This is a genomic window from Stenotrophomonas sp. G4, assembly GCF_003428825.1.
Classification (GTDB): Bacteria; Pseudomonadota; Gammaproteobacteria; order Xanthomonadales; family Xanthomonadaceae; genus Stenotrophomonas; species Stenotrophomonas indicatrix.
On record NZ_CP031741.1, the window covers coordinates 2,113,709 to 2,134,672 of the forward strand.

Annotated in this window: 17 protein-coding genes and 1 pseudogene; all 18 read right to left on the minus strand. The window is 67.5% G+C overall.

The window, feature by feature from the left end; all coding sequences use genetic code 11:
- Positions 1-731 precede the first annotated feature (731 nt).
- The gene (locus D0Y85_RS09910) at positions 732-3,107 is read right to left on the minus strand and encodes a methyl-accepting chemotaxis protein (RefSeq protein ID WP_117310339.1); all 2,376 of its coding nucleotides are present in this window, start codon (positions 3,105-3,107) and stop codon (positions 732-734) included.
- A 98-nt stretch (positions 3,108-3,205) separates the two neighbouring features.
- A complete protein-coding gene (locus tag D0Y85_RS09915) occupies positions 3,206-3,589 on the minus strand; it encodes a hypothetical protein (protein ID WP_025878966.1) in 384 nt (127 codons plus the stop codon).
- A 137-nt stretch (positions 3,590-3,726) separates the two neighbouring features.
- On the minus strand, positions 3,727-4,218 hold the full coding sequence (locus D0Y85_RS09920; RefSeq protein WP_117310340.1) for a chemotaxis protein CheW: 492 nt from the start codon (positions 4,216-4,218) through the stop codon (positions 3,727-3,729).
- Between the two features lie 340 nt (positions 4,219-4,558).
- Positions 4,559-5,332 (minus strand): flagellar brake protein, encoded by a 774-nt coding sequence (locus tag D0Y85_RS09925; protein WP_117310341.1) that lies wholly within the window; start codon positions 5,330-5,332, stop codon positions 4,559-4,561.
- Positions 5,333-5,545: 213 nt separating this feature from the next.
- Positions 5,546-7,792 carry a methyl-accepting chemotaxis protein gene (locus tag D0Y85_RS09930; RefSeq protein ID WP_117310342.1) on the minus strand — a complete coding sequence of 749 codons (2,247 nt, stop codon included), beginning with the start codon at positions 7,790-7,792 and terminating at the stop codon, positions 5,546-5,548.
- 384 nt (positions 7,793-8,176) lie between these two features.
- Entirely contained in the window at positions 8,177-10,156 is a 1,980-nt protein-coding gene (locus D0Y85_RS09935) for a chemotaxis protein CheA (protein ID WP_025878970.1), read from the minus strand.
- A gap of 45 nt (positions 10,157-10,201) precedes the next feature.
- On the minus strand, positions 10,202-10,567 hold the full coding sequence (locus D0Y85_RS09940; protein ID WP_025878971.1) for a response regulator: 366 nt from the start codon (positions 10,565-10,567) through the stop codon (positions 10,202-10,204).
- Positions 10,564-10,872 (minus strand): STAS domain-containing protein, encoded by a 309-nt coding sequence (locus tag D0Y85_RS09945; RefSeq protein ID WP_059064119.1) that lies wholly within the window; start codon positions 10,870-10,872, stop codon positions 10,564-10,566. Before D0Y85_RS09945 ends, D0Y85_RS09940 begins: the two co-directional genes overlap by 4 nt.
- 94 nt (positions 10,873-10,966) lie before the next feature.
- Positions 10,967-12,196, minus strand: coding sequence for a chemotaxis protein CheW (locus D0Y85_RS09950; protein WP_117310343.1), 1,230 nt, complete (start codon positions 12,194-12,196; stop codon positions 10,967-10,969).
- Positions 12,193-12,975 carry a ParA family protein gene (locus D0Y85_RS09955; protein WP_032974847.1) on the minus strand — a complete coding sequence of 261 codons (783 nt, stop codon included), beginning with the start codon at positions 12,973-12,975 and terminating at the stop codon, positions 12,193-12,195. The genes D0Y85_RS09950 and D0Y85_RS09955 overlap by 4 nt, the downstream gene beginning before the upstream one ends.
- Positions 12,976-13,108: 133 nt before the next feature.
- Positions 13,109-13,993: pseudogene (gene motD / locus D0Y85_RS09960) on the minus strand (flagellar motor protein MotD); the annotation flags it as partial.
- Position 13,994: 1 nt separating this feature from the next.
- Positions 13,995-14,735, minus strand: coding sequence for a flagellar motor protein (locus D0Y85_RS09965; RefSeq protein ID WP_049469710.1), 741 nt, complete (start codon positions 14,733-14,735; stop codon positions 13,995-13,997).
- 145 nt (positions 14,736-14,880) lie between these two features.
- Entirely contained in the window at positions 14,881-16,707 is a 1,827-nt protein-coding gene (locus D0Y85_RS09970) for a chemotaxis protein CheA (RefSeq protein WP_117310345.1), read from the minus strand.
- 2 nt (positions 16,708-16,709) lie between these two features.
- Positions 16,710-17,315, minus strand: a complete 606-nt coding sequence (locus D0Y85_RS09975; protein WP_117310346.1) for a protein phosphatase CheZ — start codon at positions 17,313-17,315, stop codon at positions 16,710-16,712.
- Complete coding sequence (gene cheY, locus D0Y85_RS09980) at positions 17,315-17,707, minus strand: chemotaxis response regulator CheY (RefSeq protein WP_005413247.1); 393 nt, start codon at positions 17,705-17,707, stop codon at positions 17,315-17,317. The genes D0Y85_RS09975 and cheY overlap by 1 nt, the downstream gene beginning before the upstream one ends.
- A gap of 19 nt (positions 17,708-17,726) precedes the next feature.
- Positions 17,727-18,470 (minus strand): RNA polymerase sigma factor FliA, encoded by a 744-nt coding sequence (locus D0Y85_RS09985; protein ID WP_025878979.1) that lies wholly within the window; start codon positions 18,468-18,470, stop codon positions 17,727-17,729.
- Positions 18,467-19,354, minus strand: a complete 888-nt coding sequence (locus D0Y85_RS09990) for a P-loop NTPase (RefSeq protein WP_025878980.1) — start codon at positions 19,352-19,354, stop codon at positions 18,467-18,469. Before D0Y85_RS09990 ends, D0Y85_RS09985 begins: the two co-directional genes overlap by 4 nt.
- Entirely contained in the window at positions 19,341-20,960 is a 1,620-nt protein-coding gene (gene flhF, locus D0Y85_RS09995; RefSeq protein ID WP_117310347.1) for a flagellar biosynthesis protein FlhF, read from the minus strand. Before flhF ends, D0Y85_RS09990 begins: the two co-directional genes overlap by 14 nt.
- Positions 20,961-20,964: the final 4 nt, after the last annotated feature.

The window sequence follows — 20,964 nt, forward strand, 5'->3', positions numbered from 1 at the left end:
CCGGGTGGTGGTGGGTGGAGGCGCCGGTGCTGATCGGGAGCAGCGGTGACATGACCGTTATCGGCCGCGGGGGCGGGGGATTGAGGTGGGCTGTTCGAACGTATTCAGGTTTGCTTGCAGCGGCGGCTGCGGCGCTGCCTGCGGCAGGCGTTTGAAGCAACAGCAATAGCAACGGCAACGGCAACGGCAACGGCAGGTTGGTCGGCTCTGTGTTGCTGCGTGCTGGGTCGGGCCGGGGTGGGGTGGCAGGACACGCATGAACCCATCCATGGGGCTCGATGGCGCCATCCTTGGCGCCAACGGTCCCGCCACCCCACCCCGGCCCAACCCTCGCGTCGTCCACTGTGTCGGACAGCAAGAGCGTTGGGTTTCCAATTGGAGAGAGGGGTCGGATCCGTTTTCCTGCGGAAACGGATCCGACCCCGGAAGCGGTGCGGCTGTTGCTTCTGCTCTTCTTTCTTCAATCCGGGGTGGACGCGCACGGAAACTGTCCGTGGCCGGGAGGGTGGGTTGCGCAGGGGCGTAAGCGCCATGGATGGCGCGCCCGAGCCTACAAGGACGTATTCACGGCGTCCCCTGCGCAACCCACCCTCCCGGCCAACCCTCAGCAGCCCAGCTTTTCGACCGACCACCCGAGGGGCTTCGCCGTTGGCTGGATATCCAGATGCCCCGTAAACGAAGACGCCCCAGCGCGGGGCCAGGGCGTTCTCGTGCCTCGGGTCAGGCAGGAATCAGAATTCCTGCCAGTCTCCATCAGCCAGTTCGGTGGCCATGGATCGGCCGCCGGTGCTGCGGCGGGCCGGCGGTGCGGCCGGTGCCGGAGCCGGGGCTGCCGGTGCAGACGCGCGCGGTGCCGGTGCGCGCGTGGCGACCACGGCTTCGGCTTCGTCTACCACGAAGATCGAGACCGCCTCGCTGAGGTGGCCCGCCTGTTCTTCCATCGCACGTGCGGCGGCGGTGGCTTCTTCCACCAGCGCGGCGTTCTGCTGGGTGGTTTCGTCCATCTGCACCACGGTCTGATTGACCTGCTCGATGCCGGCGCTCTGCTCCTGCGAGGCAGCAGAGATCTCGGACATGATGTCAGTCACGCGCTGCACCGAGGCGACGATCTCGCCCATGGTGGCGCCGGCCTTGTGCACCAGCGCCGAGCCGTCGTTGACCTTGCCGACCGAGTCGTCGATCAGGCCCTTGATTTCCTTGGCGGCGGCGGCCGAGCGCTGGGCGAGGGTACGGACTTCGCTGGCGACCACGGCGAAACCACGGCCCTGTTCGCCGGCACGGGCCGCTTCCACCGCCGCGTTCAGCGCCAGGATGTTGGTCTGGAAGGCAATGCCGTCGATGACCGAGATGATTTCCGCGATCTTCTTCGACGAGGCCTGGATGGCCGACATGGTGGTGACCACCTGGCCGACCACTTCGCCGCCCTGCGATGCCACGCCGTGCGCGCCGATGGCGAGCTGGTTGGCCTGGCGTGCGTGCTCAGCGTTCTGGCGCACGGTGGAAGTCAGCTCCTCCATCGAGGCGGCGGTTTCTTCCAGGTTCGCGGCCTGCTGTTCGGTGCGGCGCGACAGGTCACTGTTGCCGGAGGCGATTTCGCCGGCGGCCGAGCTGATCGCACGGCTGGACTGCTTGATGCGGGTGACGATCTCGCTAAGCTGCGCGGCGGTGGCATTGGCATCGTCGCGCATGCGGGCGAACACGCCCTGGTAGTCGCCGTGCATGCGCACGGTCAGGTCACCCTGCGACAGTGCGGCGAGCAGGCCGGAGATCTGTTCGATGCTGCCCGAGTTGGCGTCCAGCAGACCGTTGATCTGCTGGGCCAGCTGCAGGAAGAAGCCTTCCTTGTCGTTGGCATCGATGCGGCCGGACAGGTCGCCGGCAGCGGCCTGGGCGATCACCCGCGCCACTTCCGCCTCGACCTGCGCTTCCTGGGTGCGGTCGCGCCATTCCACCACGTAGCCGACGGTGTCGCCGTCTTCGTTGCGGATGGTCGACACGACCTGGGCGAACTGGGCATCGCCGTACTGCATCGGGCGGCGGGCAACGCCATGCTGCTTGAGGTTGGCCAGCAGGGTGTTGTCCATCTCGCCGCGGTGTTCAAGCACGGTGACCGGCTTGCCGACCAGCGAGGCGTGGACGTCGAAGTCGGGCAGGTCGCGGCGCAGCTCGTCCTGGTACTGGGCCAGGGTCTGCTGCAGGGCGCGGTTGCTGTAGACGATGGTGTTGTTGGGGTCGGTGAGGTAGACGCCGGTCGAGCTGTAATCCAGCGCGGTGCGGATGCGCAGGTTTTCGCGGGCGATGGCCTGGTCGGTTTCGGTGCGCTCGCGCAGGTCGCGCTGCATGCGCTGCATGGCCTGCATCAGTTCGCCCACTTCGTCCTGGCGGCTGACGTCGATATGACCATCAAGCTTGCCACCGGCGACGTCGTTGGCCACCGAGACGGCGCCACGCACGCTGCCGACCAGGGCACGGGCGAACAGCCACACCAGCACCAGGCCGAGCGCGGCGCCGCCGAGCAGGGCGATGACGGTCAGCACCGCCGAGGCGGAGTAGGTGGAGGCGGCTTCGTCGCGCGAGGCGCGGGCGAGGCGGTTGTCTTCGGCGATCAGCGCTTCAAGCGCGGCGCCGGCCTTGCGGTGTTTGGTGCGGGTCTCGCCGACGAAGGTGTCGATCGCATCGTCGGGCAGGTCCAGCTCCAGCATTTCGGTGACGCTGTCATAGGAGGCCAGCGCGTCCTTCCAGTCCTTGGCGAAGGTGTCGAACAGCTTCTTCTGCTGTGCGTTGTCGACCAGCTTCGGATAGTCCTTGATCGACTTGTCCATGCTGGTGCGCAGTTCCACGGCCTGCTTGCGGGCGTCGGCCTTGACGTCGTCGCTGGCGCGGATCAGCTGCTGGTAGGCGCTGTTGCGGTACTCGCCGAGCATGCCGCGCATCTCGCCGGCCATGCGGATGCTCTCCATCCGTGAACCGGCCAGTTCGGTGGTCACGTTGTTCAGCGAATGCAGGCCACGGTAGGCGACGATGCCCTGCAGCAGCATCACCAGCAAGAGGACACCGAAGGTCAGCATGAGCTTCGGCATCAGTTTCAGGTTGTTGATCCACGGCATGGGCGTTGCGATCTCCTAAGGCAGACGCGGCCGGGCGCGGGGCCCGGTTGCAACAGCCACGCCGGCACGCTGGCCGGCGCGGTCTGACGGACAGCGGATTACTTGATGTTGGCCAGCTTCAGGCTGGACGGCGAGCTGACTTCGATTTCCGCGCGCGAGGCGTCGCGCTGGATCTTGCCGATCACGCACACGGTCTTGCCTTCCAGGGTTTCCAGCGGGAAGGAGAACTTGCCGCGGTTCTCGCCGGCGATGCGTGCCGAGAAGGTGTGGCGCGGGAAGGCGCCGCCCATGTACAGGAAGGTCGGCTGGCCTTCGGAACCTTCTGCGAAGCGGGCCTTTTCAACCTTGCCGCAGACCATGCCGTCCTTGCCGACGGCACGCGGTGCCATCTCCGGCGGAATCATCTCGGCCGACTGCGCGAAGGCGGAGGAAGCGGTGGTGGCCAGGACGGCAGCCGAAACGAACGCAAGCAGGGACTTCATCGGGGTGATTCTCCGGGGATGGTGATGGTGGATCCGGCCTTGGCGCGTTCCTGCGCGACCGGCTTCTGTCCCCCTATCGGCGTGGATGAGGGGAACTGAAGGGCTGCGTAACAGAAACGTGAAGAGGGTCCGTTTGTTCAGGCAGCAGCGTCTTCGGCGACGTTGGTCTGGCCCATGTCGGCGCTGTCCAGCAGGGTTTCGATATCCAGCAGGATCAGCATGCGGTCGTCGTGGGTGCCGATGCCGGAGATGAAGCGGGTGTCGACGGCTGCGCCGAATTCCGGGGTCGGGCGGATCTGCTCGGCCGACAGCGGGATCACGTCGGAGACGCTGTCGACCACGATGCCGACCACGCGGTCTTCTACGTTGAGCACGATCATCACGGTGAAGGCGTCGTAGCGGGCGTCTTCCAGGCGCAGTTTCAGGCGCAGGTCGATCACCGGCACGATGGTGCCGCGCAGGTTGATGACACCCTTGATGTAGTCGGGCGCATCGGGGACGCGGGTGACGGCGTCGTAGCCGCGGATTTCCTGCACCTTGAGGATATCCACGCCGTAGTGCTCGGCGCCGAGGGTGAAGCTGAGGAATTCGCCATCGGCGCCGGCGGCGGAGCTGTTCTTGTCGTTCATCGAGGGGTCCTGGTTCTGCCGGAAGTGCCGGTGTCAGGCTCGATATCGGCCCCTGGGTGGGGGACTTTAGGCAGTTCCTGCATCCACGCATGGCGTGGATCCACCTGGGCGGGGTAGTGCCGGCCGCTGGCCGGCAATCCTGCATCCACGCATGGCGTGGATCTACCGGGGAGGCATGCATCCACGCATGGCGTGGATCTACCGGGGAGGCATGCATCCACGCATGGCGTGGATCTACCGGGGAGGCATGCATCCACGCATGGCGTGGATCTACTGGCACCGGTATCCACGCGGTTTCGAGGTTGCCGGCCAGCGGCCGGCACTACCCGCCGTGGGGGTGTCAGAGCTCGCCGTTGCGGCGTGCCTTGCGCTGGCGGTCGATGCGGAAGATGTAGCGCTGGATGGCGCTGTCGCCACCGCGAGGCAGGTCGTCGAAGCGCATGCCGACGCGCTTGACTTCGGTGCCGTTGGGCAGGCGTTGCGGCAGCAGGTTGCAGACCACCAGTTCGATCTGCAGGTCCGGGCCATCGGGCATCGACAGCTGCGCCCGGTAGCGCTGCTGCAGGCTGAAGATGGCGCAGTCGGTGGGAACGGTTACCGCCAGGCCGCCGCCACTGATGTCCACCACCCGCATCGAGAAGGCTTCGGCGCGGGCCTCGCCCGGTGGCAGCAGCAATTGCGGTGAGTCGGTGATGGGGGTTTCCAGCCGGTACAGCTCGCGCCGCTGCAGGTGCACCAGTTCATCGGGCAGCGGTGCACGGAACGCAACATGGCCCTCGTTGTCCACGCGCTGCAGGTCATGCAGGCGGAAACGCACCAGTACCCGTTCCAGCTGGGCGAAGCAGAGCAGGTGGTCGGACTGTTCGGCGGCGCGGTTGGAGGCCTCCTGCGGGCTGCCATCGAGCAGCAGGAAATCCTCGTCGTCGTCCAGTTCCAGCAGGGCGGTGGGGAAGGAGCGATCGCGGCCGTCGATATGGGCGTTGATCAGTGATCGCTGCTCGATCAGCGAACGCAGCAGCTGCCGCACCTGGCGCGGGTTGCGGACCAGAAAGCGATCATCCGCGGCGTCGGCCGCATGGACTTCGGGCAGTGCAGTGTCGTGGCCGTCGGACATGGAATCTGTGGTCAGGGGCGGGCGCCGACGCGTGTGGGCACGTGGCTCGAAAGAGGTATCGGCTGCGTTGCGGATTTATGTAGCACCGAACGCACTCGTTTGCTCCGTTGTGCCATGCCCGCGGCGGTCGGGCAAGCGTGGTGCCCGGGCCGGGCATGGCCCGGCGCTGCCTTTCCGCTGACGGGGTGGCGCGCGGCCACCCCGATGCTGCGATCAGAACTCCTGCCAGTCGCCGTCACCGGCCAGGGCCGGCTGCGCAACGGGCTTGCGTACGCGCGCAGGTGCGGCGATGGATGCGGGCGCCGCCTTGCGCGGAGCACTGCCGGCCACGGCCATGGCTGCGCGCGGGATCGCATTGCCCGCGCTCGGTGCGGCCAGGCGGAAGCGTGCGACGGCCTCGCCCAGCTGTGCGGCCTGGTCTTCCATCGCCCGTGCTGCAGCGGTGGCTTCTTCCACCAGCGCGGCGTTCTGCTGGGTGGTTTCGTCCATCTGCACCACGGTCTGGTTGACCTGCTCGATGCCGGCCGACTGTTCCTGCGAGGCGGCGGAGATCTCGGCCATGATGTCGGTCACGCGCTGCACCGACGCGACGATCTCGCCCATGGTGCTGCCGGCCTGGTGGACCAGGCTGGAACCCTCGGCGACCTTGCCGACCGAGTCGTCGATCAGCCCCTTGATCTCCTTGGCGGCGGCGGCCGAGCGCTGGGCGAGAGTGCGCACCTCGCTGGCGACCACGGCAAAGCCACGGCCCTGTTCGCCGGCACGGGCCGCTTCCACTGCGGCATTGAGCGCCAGGATGTTGGTCTGGAAGGCGATGCCGTCGATGACCGAGATGATCTCGGCGATCTTCTTCGAGGACGCTTCGATGGCCGACATGGTGGTGACCACCTGGCCGACCACTTCACCGCCCTGCGAGGCCACGCCATGCGCACCGATGGCGAGCTGGTTGGCCTGGCGCGCATGTTCGGCGTTCTGGCGCACGGTGGAGGTCAGTTCCTCCATCGAGGCGGCGGTTTCTTCCAGGTTGGCCGCCTGCTGTTCGGTACGGCGCGACAGGTCACTGTTGCCCGAGGCGATTTCGCCCGAGGCCAGGGTGATGCTCGAGGTGCTGGCCTGGATCTGGCTGACGATCTGGGTCAACTGGGCGACGGTGGTGTTGGCATCGTCACGCATGCGGGCGAACACGCCGTGGAACTGGCCGTCCATGCGTGCGGTCAGGTCGCCCGCGGCGATGGACTGCAGCAGCTGCGACAGCTGGCCAAGATTGCCGTCGGCGACCTCCATCATGCTGTTGAGCTGCTCGATCATCACGCGGAAATCGTGATCGAAGCGGTGTGCATCGCCGCGCTGGCTGAAGTCGCCGGCGGCGGCGGCCGATGCCAGGTGCTGGATCTGCGTGTTGATGGCCAGCAGGCTGGCCTTGGCCGCATCCATCGATTCGTGCAGGATCGCGCGGCTGCCCGGCAACCGGCGCGCATCGGGGGTGAGGTTGCCGGTGGCGTACTGGTTGAGCACATCGATGGCATCACGGATCGCATCGAGGTGTTCGAAGATCACCGTGTTGATGCCGCCGGCGAGCTGGCCATAGACGCCCGGGAAGTCTTCCGGAATGCGGTGGCTGATATCGGGGCCGGCATGCATCTGTGCCATCAGCTGGGTCTGCTCGGAGAAGCGACGCAGCATCGCGGTCATCTCCGCGGTAGCCGCCAGCATGCGGCCCGCCTCATCCTTGCCGGTGGCCTGGGTGGTGACGCTGAGATCGCCGCGGGCGACGGCTTGGATGGCATGCACGGCTTTGCCCAGCGGGCCGACCACGGCGCGCGAGATGATCACGGCCAGGGTCGCGGCGACCACCACCAGCAGCACGATGGCGGCGATGATGGCCAGCATGCTGTTGCGGTGGGTCGCGTTGGCGTCGTCGATCTTGCCCTGCATCTGGGTACCCAGCAGCGCACCCAGCGCCTTCAGGTCTTCGAACGCCTTGCGACGCAGTGGGCGGGACTGCTCGTCGGAAATCTGCCGGGCCGCTTCGCCATCACCGGCGGTAGCCGCTTCACGCAGCTTGGCATTGGCGGCGAAGTAGCCATCGACGTCGGCCTGCACGGTCTGGTACAGCGCGCGTTCCTTGTCGCCGGCCGGCAGCTTGGCATAGGCCGTCAGCTGCTCGCGCACCACTGCAGCGGTGTCGTTCATGCGCTTGTTGTAGTCGGCGACCTTCTCCGGCTGGTCCAGCATGCTGATCTGGGCCAGCTCATAGGTGCGGAACTCACCCAGCTGCGAGCGCACTTCACCCAGGTACTGCACCGATGGAATGTCGTTGGTCGCCATCGAGGTCAGCTTGGCGTTGGCTTCGGACAGGCGGACCAGGGCGAACGCACCCAGCACGACGGTCATCAGGGTGGTCAGGGTGAATCCCACAGCCAGCTTGCGGGCGATGGGCAGATCGTGGAACCACTTCATGCAGGGTGCTCCAAGGTGGGCAGAATACCGGCGGCGGCGCCGCAGGCAAAAGGTCGTTGCAGGAGGGAACGGTGGTGTCGGGTGAAGGATCGGTGACTGCCGTCAACCCGAGATAGCGGCGCAGCTGCGCCGTACTTTATGGACCGATGTCACATTCGCTGGCGTAGGGGAAACCAACGGAAAGCACGCAGCGGCGGGCCTTCTGCACTGATGGCGCGGTTTCAGGTGAAACCAAGCCGCCGATCGGGTTCACGGTGCAGCAAGACGGAGTTCACGGTTGTCGGCGCCGCCGCGTTGCGCGTGGGTACGATTGTTGCCGTGCCCGCGCGCAAACGAAAACCGCCGCCCCGGAGGGCGGCGGTCAGGTACAACGTGTAGCGCAGCTCAGGCGGCCTGCGGCACCCGCAGCGAACGCACCAGGCCGCCGATGTCGACGATCAGGGCGACGCGGCCATCGCCGAGGATGGTGGCACCGGAGACTCCGCCGATGCGGCGGTAGTTGTTCTCGATGTTCTTCACCACGACCTGCTGCTGGCCGACCAGTTCGTCCACTTCCAGCGCGATCTTCTGGCCATCGCCTTCAACCACCACCACCAGCGATTCACTGCCGGGTGCACGCTGGCCATAGCCGTAGTACTCGCTCAGCGACAGGATCGGCAGGTATTCGCCGCGCACGCGCAGCACGCGGCCTTCGCCGGCCATGCTGCGGATGTCGTCAGGCTGCGGCTGCAGTGCTTCAAGCACGTAGGCCAGCGGCAGGATCAGGGTTTCGCCGGCCACCGCCACGGTCATGCCGTCGAGGATGGCCAGGGTCAACGGCAGCCGGATCAGCGTACGGGTGCCGGTGCCGAGGCCACTTTCAATCTGCACCTCGCCACCGAGCGCCTGGATGTTGCGGCGGACCACGTCCATGCCCACGCCGCGGCCGGACAGGTCGGTGACCGCATCGGCGGTGGAGAAGCCGGGCTGGAAGATCAGGTCCCAGACCTGCGAGTCGGTGGGGTTGTCCGGTACGGCCAGGCCCCGTTCCTGCGCCTTGGCCAGGATCTTCTCGCGGTTCAGGCCGCGGCCATCGTCGCTGACTTCGATGACGATATGACCGCCCTGGTGCGAAGCGGCCAAGGTGATCGTGCCGGTCTCGTCCTTGCCGGCATCGCGACGCACGTCCGGCATTTCCAGGCCGTGGTCGATGGAATTGCGGACCAGATGCACCAGCGGATCGGCGATCTTCTCGATCAGGCCCTTGTCCAGCTCGGTGCCTTCGCCGATGGTGCGCAGGCGCACGTGCTTGCCCAGGCGGCCGGACAGGTCGCGGACCAGGCGTGGGAAGCGGCGGAACACTGCGTCGACCGGCAGCATGCGCACGCCGATCACAGCCTCCTGCAGGTCACGGGTATTGCGTTCAAGCAGGTCGAGGCCGGCGAACAGGCTCTCGGCATGCACCGGGTCCAGCGCGTGCGAAACCTGCTTGAGCATGGCCTGGGTGATGACCAGTTCACCGACCAGGTTGATCAGTGCATCGACCTTGTCGACGCTGACACGGATGGAGGTTTCTGCTTCCTGGCTGGCCCCGGTGCTGGCCGTCGGTGCGGCAGCGGCGGGCGCAGGGGCAGCGACCGGCGCGGCGGCCGGTGCCTGGGTGGCCAGGCTTGGCGGTGCGGCCGGACGGATGTCCAGTTCGCAGTCGTCCAGCACCCAGGCGAAGGTGTCTTCGATCTTGCTCCGCGGCACCTTGCCGACCAGGCCCAGGTCCCACGCCAGGTGGGCTTCGAGCGGGTCGAGCTGGGCGAAGCCGGGCAGGCGATCCATGCGCGCGGCCACCTGCAGCGAACCCAGGTGTTCCAGTTCGCGGATGATGCGCAACGGGTCGTTGCCACTCATGAACAGTGACGGCGCCGGGGTGAAGCCGATCTGCCAGGCTTCCGGCGTGTCGTCCACCTTGCTGGCGGCAGCGGGTGCAGCGGCGGCGGGTGCCTGGCCGGACAGCACCGCTTCCAGGCGCGCCTTCACCGCAGCGACCGCTGCAGGATCGGCGGGCTGGCCGTGCTCGGCCTCGCGCAACAGGGCGCGCAGTACGTCCACCGACGACAGCATCGCATCGACGGCGTTGCCTTCCAGTGCGCGCTTGCCGGCCCGCAGCTCATCGAGCAGCGTTTCCAGCACGTGGGTCAGCCCGGCGATGGCATCGAAGCCGAACGTGCCTGCGCCACCCTTGATGGAGTGGGCGGCACGGAACACCGAGTTGATGATCTCCGGGTCCTGTTGTCCCGATTCCAGGGCCAGCAGGCCAGCCTCCATGGCGTCGAGGCCTTCGCGGCTCTCCTCGAAGAAGGTGGCGTGGAAGCGTTGCAGGTCCATGCTCATGGCAGTGGCAATCCGGAAGCGAAGAGGGGGAGCAGTGCGGGGCGATCAGCCCAGCACTTTCTGCACGGTGGCGACCAGCTGTTCGGGATTGAACGGCTTGACCAGCCAGCCGGTGGCACCGGCGGCCTTGCCTTCGGACTTCTTGTCCGCTGCCGACTCGGTGGTCAGCATCAGCATCGGCGTGAACTTGTAGTCCGGCAGCTGGCGCAGTTCGCGGATCAGCGCGATGCCGTCCATGTTCGGCATGTTGACGTCGGTGACCACCGCATTGAAGCGCTGGCCCTTGGCACGTCCGAGCGCGACCGCGCCGTCTTCAGCTTCTTCGACGGCAAAACCGGCCGAGGTGAGGGCGAAGGAAACCATCTGGCGCATCGACGCCGAATCGTCCACCACCAAGATACGTGCGCTCATGCAGCGTTCTCCACAGATTTCAGGTTGTCATGGGGTACGTCCAGGCCCAGGGCCTGGGTGACGCCCAACAGGCGTGCAGCGTCACGGAAGGTTGCAGTGCAACCGTGGAAGCCGGTGCCCAGGCCTGCCTCGCGGCGGGCCTGCACGAAGGCGCACAGCACCTGCACGCTGGCGGTGTGGATGCGGCCGACCTGGCTTGCATCCAGGGTCAGCTCGCCTGCTTCCGCCACCAAGGGCGAAAGGCGGTTCTTGAGCTCGGTGCTGCTCTCGATGCCGAGATCCTCACCCAGTTCGACAGTGCTCATCGTTGCTCCGGACAAACGGTTCCAGCATTCATAACGGCACCGTGGGGCGGTTCTTTAGGGGTATCGGCGCCGTGCACCGATTCAGAGCACGGATTCACCCCAGCAGCTGCGTGGCGTCGAGCAGGATCATCGGCCGCTGGCTGATGCGGGCCACGCCACGGAACAGTTCATTGGAGATCTGGCAGATGCGGGCGGTATCGGGTGGCTCGATCTGCGAGTCGGTCAGGTTGGCCACGTCCTCCACGGCCGACACACGCAGGCCCAGGGTCTCGCCGTTCTCTTCAAGCACGACAATGCGGGTCTGTGCGTCATCCTCGGCGGAGGCCGCACCCAGGTGCAGGCCGAGATCCATCACCGGCACCACCTGGCCACGCAGGTTCATGATGCCGAGCATTGCCGGGGCAGTGCCGCGCAATGGCAGCAACGGCACCGGCAGCACCACTTCCTGCACCTTCAGCAGTTCCAGCGCGTAGGCCTGGGCGCCGCAGCGCAGGCGCAGCCAACGCGACGTGCGTTCAGCGGCGCGGCGGTTCTGCGGATGCGGGCTGCTGGCGGGCTGATGCGCCTGGGCCTGCAGCTCCTGCCAGGAGCCGGGGCGGTTGCTGGAGGGGGTGTCCACCGCGAGCCGTGGTGGCGGTGCGACGGCGGCGCGGGTCATCGATGGCATCGGTGCTGCTGCGGGGCGCGCGACGGCCTTGGCAACGGCCGGCGCAGCGATGTCAGCAACCACTTCGCCGTCGGCGGCGGCTTCGAAGGCGGCCTGCAATCCAGGGCTGTCGGTGTGCGCCAGGCTGTCGGCGGCGTCGGTTTCGTAGATCACTTCGTCCGGCAGGTCATCCCAGGTAGGTTCCGGCGCGGGCGGTGCGACAACGGCAATGGCCACGGGCGCGGCTTCATGGACGACCTCGGCCGGCAGGTCATCCCAGGTGGGCTCGCGGTCGGCGTCGGCGGCAGGTGCGGCAGCAGCATCGAAGGCGGCTTCGAGCGAAGCATCGTCGCTGGCCGGGGCCACTGCGACGGCGTCGGTTTCGTAGATCACTTCGGCCGGCAGATCGTCCCAGGTCGGCTCGCGTTCGGTGTCGACCGCAGGCAGGTTGGCGGCGTCGAAGGCGGCTTCGAGCGAAGCATCGTCGCTGGCCGGGGCGGCTGCGACGGCGTCGGTTTCGTAGATCACTTCTGCCGGCAGATCGTCCCAGGTCGGCTCGCGCTCGCCGTCGGCTGCTGCGCTCGTCGGGCGTGGCGCGGCGTCAGCGGCGACCGGTGCGACGGCAATGTCGCCGAGCAGCTCGTCCAGATAGTCGTCCAGCATGCCGGTGGTGTTCATGCCGCCTGCTCCAGGGCACGTGCGTCCTCACCGAGGATCCAGTTCAACGCACGCCGATAGGCCGCCAGGCCGCGTCCCGGATAGTCCTCGCCGATGCTCGGCAGGGTCAGGCCGGCCGCGTTGCTGATCCGGGTGTCGATCGGAATCGCGTCTTCCCAGACGCGGCTTGCGTGGCGGTCCTGCATGGCGCGCAGCGATTCATTGCCGGTGCGGGTGCGGCGGTCGAACAGCGTCGGCAGGATCGAGATCGGCAGCGGCCGGCGGCGCGAACGCTCGACCATCTCGCCGGTGCGGACCATGCCATCCAGGCCGTGCAGGGCCAACGGCTCGGCCTGGGTGGGAATGATCAGGCGATCGGCCGCGGCCAGCGCATTGATCATCAGCAGGCCCAGGGTCGGTGCGCAGTCCAGCAGGATGTAGTCGTGCTGGCCCTGGTGGCGGGCGAGCGCGTTCTGCAGGGCCAGGCCGAGGCCGGGCTGGTTGGCGCTGCGTCGTTCCAGCGTGGCCAGCGAGGCCTGCGCGCACACGTAATCGAGTCCGCCGATGTTGCTGGCATGGCTGAGCGCGGACAGGTCGGCTGGCGGTGCGCCGAACAGTTCCAGCACGCCGGCCGGTGCCGGCTCGATCGGCACGCCGAAGGCGCGGGTCAGCGAGGCATGCGGATCGAGATCGATCAGCAGCACGCGGTGGCCGAGCGCGGCCAGGCCGCGACCGAGGGCGAGGGTGGTGGTGGTCTTGCCGACTCCGCCCTTCTGGTTGGCGACTGCCCAGATGCGCATCGGATTACTCCTTCATTGCCGGGGGAACGGCGGCGCCGACACGGCTGCCAGCCGGCACCGGTGGCAACTGCACCGGTGCGATGGGGGAAGTGGGGGTGGTGACCGATGCTGCGGCGGCCTGTTCGCTGGCGCCGCCGGCAGCGCCAGTGGCGGCATTCAGGCGTTCGCCGAGCGGGTCCACCGAATGACTGGTGTCGGCCAGGATGATGACCATCACCCGCCGGTTGCGATTGCGGCCCTGTGCGCTGTCGTTGTCTTCGCGTGGGCGGAACTGGCCGTAGCCGACCATCGCCAGCCGCGACGGCTGCAGCCCCTGGTCGGCAAACAGATGCACCACGCTGGCCGCGCGCCCGGCCGACAGTTCCCAGTTGGACGGGAAGGTGGCGGTGGCGATCGGCACGTTGTCGGTGTGGCCTTCCACGCGCACGCTGTTGGGCACGTCGCGCAGCACGCCGGCCAGGCTGGCCAGGGTGTCGCGCGCATGCACGTCCAGCGCCGCCGAGCCGGTCGGGAACAGGATGTCGCTGTTGATCTCCACTTCGATCCACAGTTCGGTACGGCGCACGCTGATCATGCCGCGGTCGATCAGTGGCGCCAGCGCGGCGGTCAGGCGGTCGGCGATGCTGTTGAGCTGGCGCTCGGCGCGCGCGATCTGTTCCTGGTTGTGCACCGACACCGGCATGCGCATCTGCGAGGCCATCGCCGGCAGCAGGGTGGGGTCATGCGAGGGCGCGGGAGCGGACGGCCCGATCCTGGTGCCGGACTTGATCACCGACGGGCTGTCCCAGCCGCCGCCCTGCACCTGCTTGTTGCCCACCTGCACCGGATTGATGGTGCGCGGCGCACCACCGAAGGCGTCGGTGAGGGCGTCGGCCATGATCCGGTACTTGCCCTCGTTGACCGAGGAAATCGCGTACATGACCACGAAGAAGGCGAGCAGCAGCGTCATCAGGTCGGCATAGGGGATGGCCCATGCCTCGTGATTGGCGTGCTCTTCGTGGTGCTTGCGGCGGGCCATGTCAGTGCAGGAAGCCGGAGAGGTTGGTTTCGATGTTGCGCGGGTTCTCGCCCTGGGCAATCGAGATCAGGCCTTCGATGACCATTTCGCGGTCGCGGCTGGAATGGGCGATGACGCCCTTCAGCTTGGCGGCGATGGGCAGGAACAGCAGGTTGGCCGAGGCGATGCCGTAGATGGTGGCGGTGAACGCGGCGGCGATGCCGTGGCCGAGCTTGCTCGGGTCGGCGAGGTTCTTCATCACCGCGATCAGGCCGAGCACGGCGCCGATGATGCCCAGCGTGGGTGCATAGATGCCCATGCTTTCAAACACCTTGGCAGCGGCCTGGTCCTGGTGCTCCTGGCTGCCCAGTTCGATCTCCAGCATGTGCCGGATCGATTCGGGTTCAACGCCGTCCACCAGCAGCTGCAGGCCCTTGCGCAGGAACGGGTCCTGCTGTGCTTCCACCTGCGATTCCAGGCCGAGCAGGCCCTGGCGGCGGGCGATGTTGCTCCACTCCACGATCTGCTGGATCAGTTCACGACGGTCGCTGTGCGGCGGCCGCACGACCCAGCGCACGATCCTGAAGGCGTGCTTGAACACCGCTGGCGAGGTGTGCAGCAGGATGGCGGCGATGGTGCCGACGATGACGATCACGAACGCCGCAGGCGACCACAGCGACGCCAGGCCGGCGCCCTTGAGGATGCTGCCACCGACCAGCGAGGCCAGGGCGAGGAAAAGTCCAATGAGGCTGAGTCTATCCATGGGTCCGGTATCGGCTTGTATGAATGGGACTTGAGACACCGGGAGGTCGTGTACAGACGGTAGTCACAGTTTTCGGGTCGCCGGGCATGGCCCGGCGCTACCCTGCGGGGCCGTTTCCGGTAGCGCCGGGCCATGCCCGGCAGGCTTAGCGCAGTCCGTCCACGTCCAGGATCAGGGCCATGCGACCATCGCCGATCAAGGTTGCACCGGCATAACCACGCAGGCCGCGCAGCGCCTTGGGCAGGGGCTTGATGACCACTTCCTCACGCCCGCGCACCTGGTCCACCACCAGCCCGAAGCGCGCTTCACCGGCCTGCAGCACGACGATGGTCAGCAGGGGCGAGGCGGCCGGCGTCACATCCAGCCATTGCCGCAGGTCCACCAGCGGCAACGTGTGCGAGCGACGGTCCAGCACGGCACGACCATCGAACCAGCCCAAGGAGGTGCGCGGTGCATGCAGCACTTCCATCACACGGGCCAGCGGCAGCGCGTAGACGTCTTCGCCGGCCTGCACCAGCAGGGTCGGCAGGATCGCCAAGGTCAGCGGTACGCGGATCATGAAGCGGCTGCCGCGGCCCAGTTCCGACTGGATCTGTATCTGCCCGCTCAGCTCGCGGATGCGCGACTGCACCACGTCCATGCCGACGCCGCGGCCGGAAATGTCGGTGACCTGCTGCTTGGTCGAGAACCCCGGCAGGAACACCAGGTGCAGGCATTCCTCGCTGCTCAGGCGGGCGGCGGCTTCCGGGTCGATCAGGCCCTTCTCGCGCGCCTTGGCGCGCAGCTTTTCCGGATCGATGCCGGCACCGTCGTCCTGCACTTCGATGCTGACGTAGTCGCCTTCCTGCTGCGCCGACAGGCGCACGTGGCCCATCCGCGGCTTGCCCTGCGCTTCGCGCAGGTCAGGCATTTCCACGCCATGGTCGATGGCGTTGCGGACCAGGTGCACCAGCGGGTCGGCCAGCGCTTCGACCAGGTTGCGGTCGAGCTCGGTTTCGGCGCCGATCAGTTCCAGATCCACTTCCTTCTTCAGCGAACGCGCAACGTCGCGCGCCACCTTCGGGAAGCGCGAGAACACCTTGCCGACCGGCTGCATGCGGGTGCGCATCACCGCCGACTGCAGGCGCGCGGTGGCGATATCCAGCGTGGACACGGCGCGGTCCAGCTCTTCATCGCGCAGGCGTGCGCGCAGCGTCTTCAGCCGGTTTCGTGACAACACCAGTTCGCCGATCAGGTTGACGATGGCATCCAGGCGCTTGGTGTCCACACGCACGGTGTGTTCGGCTTCGGCGACAGGCTTGTTGGGTGCGGGCTTGGCAGCGGGCGGGGCCGGTGAGGGCGCCGGTCGCGGTGCCGGTACGGCGACAACCGCTGCGGTGGGGGTGCTGCCCGGGGCGGCGCCGCCATGCAGCTGGTCGAGCAATGCCTCGAACTCGTCCTCGCTGATCATGTCGTCGGCCTTCTTTGCCGCCGCCACGGTTGTCGGTGCCTTGCCGCCGTGCAGCTGGTCGAGCAGCGCCTCGAATTCGTCGTCGGTGATCAGGTCGCCGCCGCCCGCACTCGGCGTCGCGGCGGCAGGTGCGGCAGCGCCACCGCCATGCACGTCGAACTGGGCGACCAGCTCGGGCGGGGCAAAACCCGGTTCGGTGCCCGAAGATACCGCGTCAAGCATCGACTGCAGATAATCCAGTGACTGCTGGGCGGCATCGAAGTGATGCGCCTGCAGGACGGCCTGGCCGGCACGCGCAGCGCCCAGTGCTTCCTCGGCGGCGTGGCACAGCTCGACCATCGCGGTGATGCCGAGGAAACCTGCGCCGCCTTTCAGCGTGTGGTAGCCACGGAATACGGCGTTGAGCTGTTCATTGTCCTGCGGTGCCTGTTCCAGCGACACCAGCTGTTCGCCGAGGCGATCCAGGATTTCCTGGGCCTCGATGATGAAATCGGCAGTGATGTCGTCGGCTACTGCGCCCATGGTTACAGTCCCAGATCCGACAACAGGTCGTCGGCGTCGTTCTGCGAGACCGCATGGCGGTCCAGCCCCTTCAGTGCCGGCCCAGCCAGTTGCGGATCGGTGCGATGCTGTTCCGGCGGCAGGCCGAGCGCGCCGAAGCCTTCGTGAACGCGGCGGACGATGCCCACCACGCGGCGGATGATCTGCCCGGTCAGGTCCTGGTAGCTCTGGGTCAGGGCTATCTCGGTGAGGTTGTGGCGGATGCGGTCGAGCTGCACGTCCTGGCCCGGTTGCAGGCCATCGGCGCGCAGCTGTTCGGTCAGGCTGCGGCACTCTTCGGCCAGGTCCAGGGTACGGTGGGTGGCCTGTTCGGTCATCGCCACCACGTGGTCCAGGCGCGCGCAGGCATCGTCCAGCTCGCCGGCTTCATCGGGCACGGTCGGCAGTTCGCCCAGCGCCTGGCCCAGCTCGCGGGCCAGCCGCGAAAGGCCGCTCATCATCGGCTGGGTGCGCAGCGCCACCAGGCTGTCGATGCGCTGGCGCCATGCCGCCTCGTCGCCGGATTCCAGTGCATCCAGGGCTTCCTGCAGGCGCAGGGCGAGGGCGCTCTTGTCGACCGTGGTATCCATCAGGCGCTGGCCGCCAGGCGTTCGAAGATCTTGCCGAGCTTCTCTTCCAGCGTCTGTGCGGTGAACGGCTTGATGATGTAACCGTTCACGCCGTTCTGCGCCGCTTCGATGATCTGCTCGCGCTTGGCTTCGGCCGTCACCATCAGCACCGGCAGGGTCTTCAGCTTGGCATCGGCACGGATGGCCTTGAGCAGTTCGATGCCGGTCATCACCGGCATGTTCCAGTCGGTGACCACGAAGTCGAACGGCTGGCTCTGCAGCAGCGACAGCGCGGCATGCCCGTCCTCGGCTTCGGCGGTATTGGTGAAGCCCAGATCGCCCAGCAGGTTCTTGACGATACGACGCATGGTCGAGAAGTCGTCGACGATCAGGATGCGCATGTTCTTGTTCAAAGCAGAGTTCCTTTGTTGATCAGCTCTCGAGGCCGGCGTCGGCCGCCTCGAAAATCTTCAGTCGGCCACGCAGGCGCAGGACCGCCTGGCCGTGGATCTGGCAGACCCGCGACTCGCTCACGCCGAGCACTGCGCCGATCTCTTTCAGGTTCAGTTCCTGCTCGTAGTAGAGCGACAGCACCAGCTGTTCGCGCTCGGGCAGGTGGCCGATGGCATTGCCCAGCTCGCGGCCGAATTCACCGCGCTCCAGCACCTGCTGCGGGGTCGGGCCGCCCTGGGCGACGGTGTCCAGCTCGCCCTGGTCTTCAATGCGCGACTCCAGGCTCAGTACCTGGCCGCGCGAGGCGTCCTCCATCAGGCGCAGGTACTCGGGCAGCGGCATCTCCATCGCCGCGGCCACTTCGGTGGCACTGGCGGCGCGGCCGGTGCTCTGCTCCAGGCGGCGGATGGTGGCCGCAGCGTCACGTGCGCGGCGGTGCACCGAACGCGGTACCCAGTCGCCACGACGGATCTCATCGATCATCGAACCGCGGATGCGGATCGAAGCGTAGGTCTCGAACGAGGCACCCTGGTCGGCGTCGTAGCTGCGCGAGGCTTCGATCAGGCCCATCATGCCGGCCTGGATCAGGTCGTCCACCTCAACGCTGGCCGGCAGGCGTGCGGCCAGATGGTGGGCGATGCGCCGCACCAGGTCCGAGTGCTGGGCGATGACCTCGTTGGCCGCCGTGCGCTGGACCTCTCTGTACTGGGCGGCGCCTTTCATGCGGCCACCCCGCGCTGCTTGATGATGCGTTCGAGGAAGAACTCGACGCCGCCGCGCGGCTCGGTCGGTGCCTGCCAGCGGGCGGTGCGGCGGGCGATCTCGGTGATCGCCAGTGCCGACGGGCTGGACGGATAGGCCTTCACCACCGGCTGCTGGCGCTGCACCGACAGGCGCAGCCAGTCGTCCTGCGGCACGCAGCCGAGGTAGTTCAGCGAGACATCGGCGAGGAATTTCTCGCAGACGCGGGTCAGCTTCTCGTACAGCACGCGGCCTTCGTTGGGGTCGCGCACCATGTTGGCCACCACCTGGATGCGGTCCACGCCACGTTCGCGCGACAGCACCTTGATCAGCGCATAGGCGTCGGTGATCGAGGCCGGTTCATCACAGACCACCACCACGGTGTCCTGCGCGGCCTGGCAGAAGGTCAGCACGCCATCGGTGATGCCGGCGGCGGTGTCCACCACCATGATGTCCAGCTCGCGCTCCAGTTCGGAGAACACGTTGACCAGGCCGACATGCTCGGCCGGGGCCAGCTCGGCCATGTGCCGGCGGCCGGACGCAGCCGGCACCACCAGCACGCCGTTCGGGCCTTCGATGATCACGTCATCGAGGCTGCAGCGGCCAGCGACCAGGTCGGCCAGGGTGTTGGTGGGGCTCAGGCCCAGGATCACGTCGATGTTGGCCAGGCCCAGGTCGGCGTCCAGCAACAGGGTGCGTTTGCCCATTCCCGCAAGCGCCACGGCCAGGTTGGCCGATACGTTGGTCTTGCCGACGCCGCCCTTGCCGCCGGTCACGGCAATCGTGCGCACAGGGCCCAGCGGCTCGCTGCGGGTCGCCGTCAGCGGGAAGGTGGTGGTCAGCTTGGCGTACTCACGCGACGGCATGGTTCAACTCCGGGTTGCAGGGCATATCGGCCGCGCGGCGCAAATCTTCAAGGCGAAGTACAAGATTGGCTGCACTGGCCCGGTGCAGGTCGTCCGGGACGTCCTGGCCATCGGTCACCCAGGTGATCGGCAGCTTGTGGTCCACCGCCACCGACAGGGCGTTGCCGAAGCGGCCGGTCTCGTCCAGCTTGCTCAGCACCAGGCCCTGCAGGTTGGCCGCGCCGAAGCGGCGGACCACCTCGTCCATGTCGCCGAAGCTGGTGTTGGCCGGCAGTACCAGCAGGGTGCGGACCTGGCGGGCGGCGCGCAGCCACTGCAGCTGGGCGGCCAGCGCACGGTCGCGCGGGCCCAGGCCGGCGGTGTCGATCAGCACCAGCTTGTAGTCCTTCAGGCGTTCCAGCAGCTGGTCCAGGTCGGTGCCGCTGTTGGCCTCGTGCACGGCGATGCCGAGCTGGCGGCCGTAGCCGTACAGCTGTTCGCGGGCACCGATTCGCATCGTATCGGTGGTGACCAGGGCGACGTCGCGGGCGGCATGGGCTTCGGCAAAGCGCGAGGCCAGCTTGGCGATGGTGGTGGTCTTGCCGGCGCCGGTCGGGCCGACCAGGGCGATCACACCGCCTTCCTCCATCGGATCGACCGGGGCGATCGGCAGCTTGCGCGAGATCAGCCCCAGCATCAGGCCGCGGCCGCGATGCGCTTCGGTTTCCAGCGGGATCTGCATGGCCACGTCGCGGGCGATGCCGGCATCGAAGCCGTACTCGTCCATCAGGTCCAGTGCCGTAGCGCGCACCGGGCTGCCGCGCAGGCGCTCGTCGGTGAAGCGGTTCATCTCGCGCTCGATCACCTGGCGCATGCCAGCCACTTCCTGGCGCAGGTGGCGGATCTCAGCGTCATCGGCGATCAGGGTCAGCGCCGGTGCTGGCGCCAGCGCCGGCATCGGTGACGGTGCAGCCTCTTTCGGCTGTACGGCAACCGGCGCGTGTGAGGCTTGGTCCTCGGGTGCGGAGGTGGCCTGGACGGCAACCGGCAACGGCGGCGGCGACACGGCCGGCATCTGCGCGCTGTCTTCCAGCGGCGGATCGATCTGGAAGCGGGCGCGGTTCAGCGGCGCGGCTGCCGCAGGCGAGGGCGCCACGATGGCGTCGGCAAACGGGGCGAAGATCTGTTCCGGCAGCGTCGATTCATTGACGGCGGCACGCGCCAGGGTGGTGGCGAAGCCGGTGCTGCCACGCGTCGGCACGATCTCGTCGGCGCTGTCCAGGGTGCGGCCGGTAGCGCCGACGGCGGCGCGGGCGAGGGCGGCAACGGCCGAGGTGGTGGCGGCCACCGGCTCCGGTGCCGGGGTGCTGCTGCGACGGCGGGTGACTGCGGCGATCACTGCGTCGGCGGCGCTGCGCGGCTTCGGCGCGGGCGGCGCTGCCACGTCACGGCGCGATGCTTCCAGGGCGCGCTGCACGGCGCTCTCATCGTAGTTGGCGGCGGCCACGATCTCGATGCCTTCCTCGATCCGGCGGTTGGACAGGATCACGGCATCAGGACCATGTTCCTTGCGCACCAGGTTCATGGCCGAGCGCATGTCGGCGGCAACGAATCGTTTGATTTTCATGCTG

Excerpts from the sequence above, each read along its gene's own strand:
- D0Y85_RS09910 (WP_117310339.1), bottom strand. The coding sequence starts at position 3,107 with ATGCCGTGGATCAACAACCTGAAACTGATGCCGAAGCTCATGCTGACC.
- D0Y85_RS09915 (WP_025878966.1), bottom strand. The coding sequence starts at position 3,589 with ATGAAGTCCCTGCTTGCGTTCGTTTCGGCTGCCGTCCTGGCCACCACC.
- D0Y85_RS09920 (WP_117310340.1), bottom strand. The coding sequence starts at position 4,218 with ATGAACGACAAGAACAGCTCCGCCGCCGGCGCCGATGGCGAATTCCTC.
- D0Y85_RS09925 (WP_117310341.1), bottom strand. The coding sequence starts at position 5,332 with ATGTCCGACGGCCACGACACTGCACTGCCCGAAGTCCATGCGGCCGAC.
- D0Y85_RS09930 (WP_117310342.1), bottom strand. The coding sequence starts at position 7,792 with ATGAAGTGGTTCCACGATCTGCCCATCGCCCGCAAGCTGGCTGTGGGA.
- D0Y85_RS09935 (WP_025878970.1), bottom strand. The coding sequence starts at position 10,156 with ATGAGCATGGACCTGCAACGCTTCCACGCCACCTTCTTCGAGGAGAGC.
- D0Y85_RS09940 (WP_025878971.1), bottom strand. The coding sequence starts at position 10,567 with ATGAGCGCACGTATCTTGGTGGTGGACGATTCGGCGTCGATGCGCCAG.
- D0Y85_RS09945 (WP_059064119.1), bottom strand. The coding sequence starts at position 10,872 with ATGAGCACTGTCGAACTGGGTGAGGATCTCGGCATCGAGAGCAGCACC.
- D0Y85_RS09950 (WP_117310343.1), bottom strand. The coding sequence starts at position 12,196 with ATGAACACCACCGGCATGCTGGACGACTATCTGGACGAGCTGCTCGGC.
- D0Y85_RS09955 (WP_032974847.1), bottom strand. The coding sequence starts at position 12,975 with ATGCGCATCTGGGCAGTCGCCAACCAGAAGGGCGGAGTCGGCAAGACC.
- D0Y85_RS09965 (WP_049469710.1), bottom strand. The coding sequence starts at position 14,735 with ATGGATAGACTCAGCCTCATTGGACTTTTCCTCGCCCTGGCCTCGCTG.
- D0Y85_RS09970 (WP_117310345.1), bottom strand. The coding sequence starts at position 16,707 with ATGGGCGCAGTAGCCGACGACATCACTGCCGATTTCATCATCGAGGCC.
- D0Y85_RS09975 (WP_117310346.1), bottom strand. The coding sequence starts at position 17,315 with ATGGATACCACGGTCGACAAGAGCGCCCTCGCCCTGCGCCTGCAGGAA.
- D0Y85_RS09985 (WP_025878979.1), bottom strand. The coding sequence starts at position 18,470 with ATGAAAGGCGCCGCCCAGTACAGAGAGGTCCAGCGCACGGCGGCCAAC.
- D0Y85_RS09990 (WP_025878980.1), bottom strand. The coding sequence starts at position 19,354 with ATGCCGTCGCGTGAGTACGCCAAGCTGACCACCACCTTCCCGCTGACG.
- flhF (WP_117310347.1), bottom strand. The coding sequence starts at position 20,960 with ATGAAAATCAAACGATTCGTTGCCGCCGACATGCGCTCGGCCATGAAC.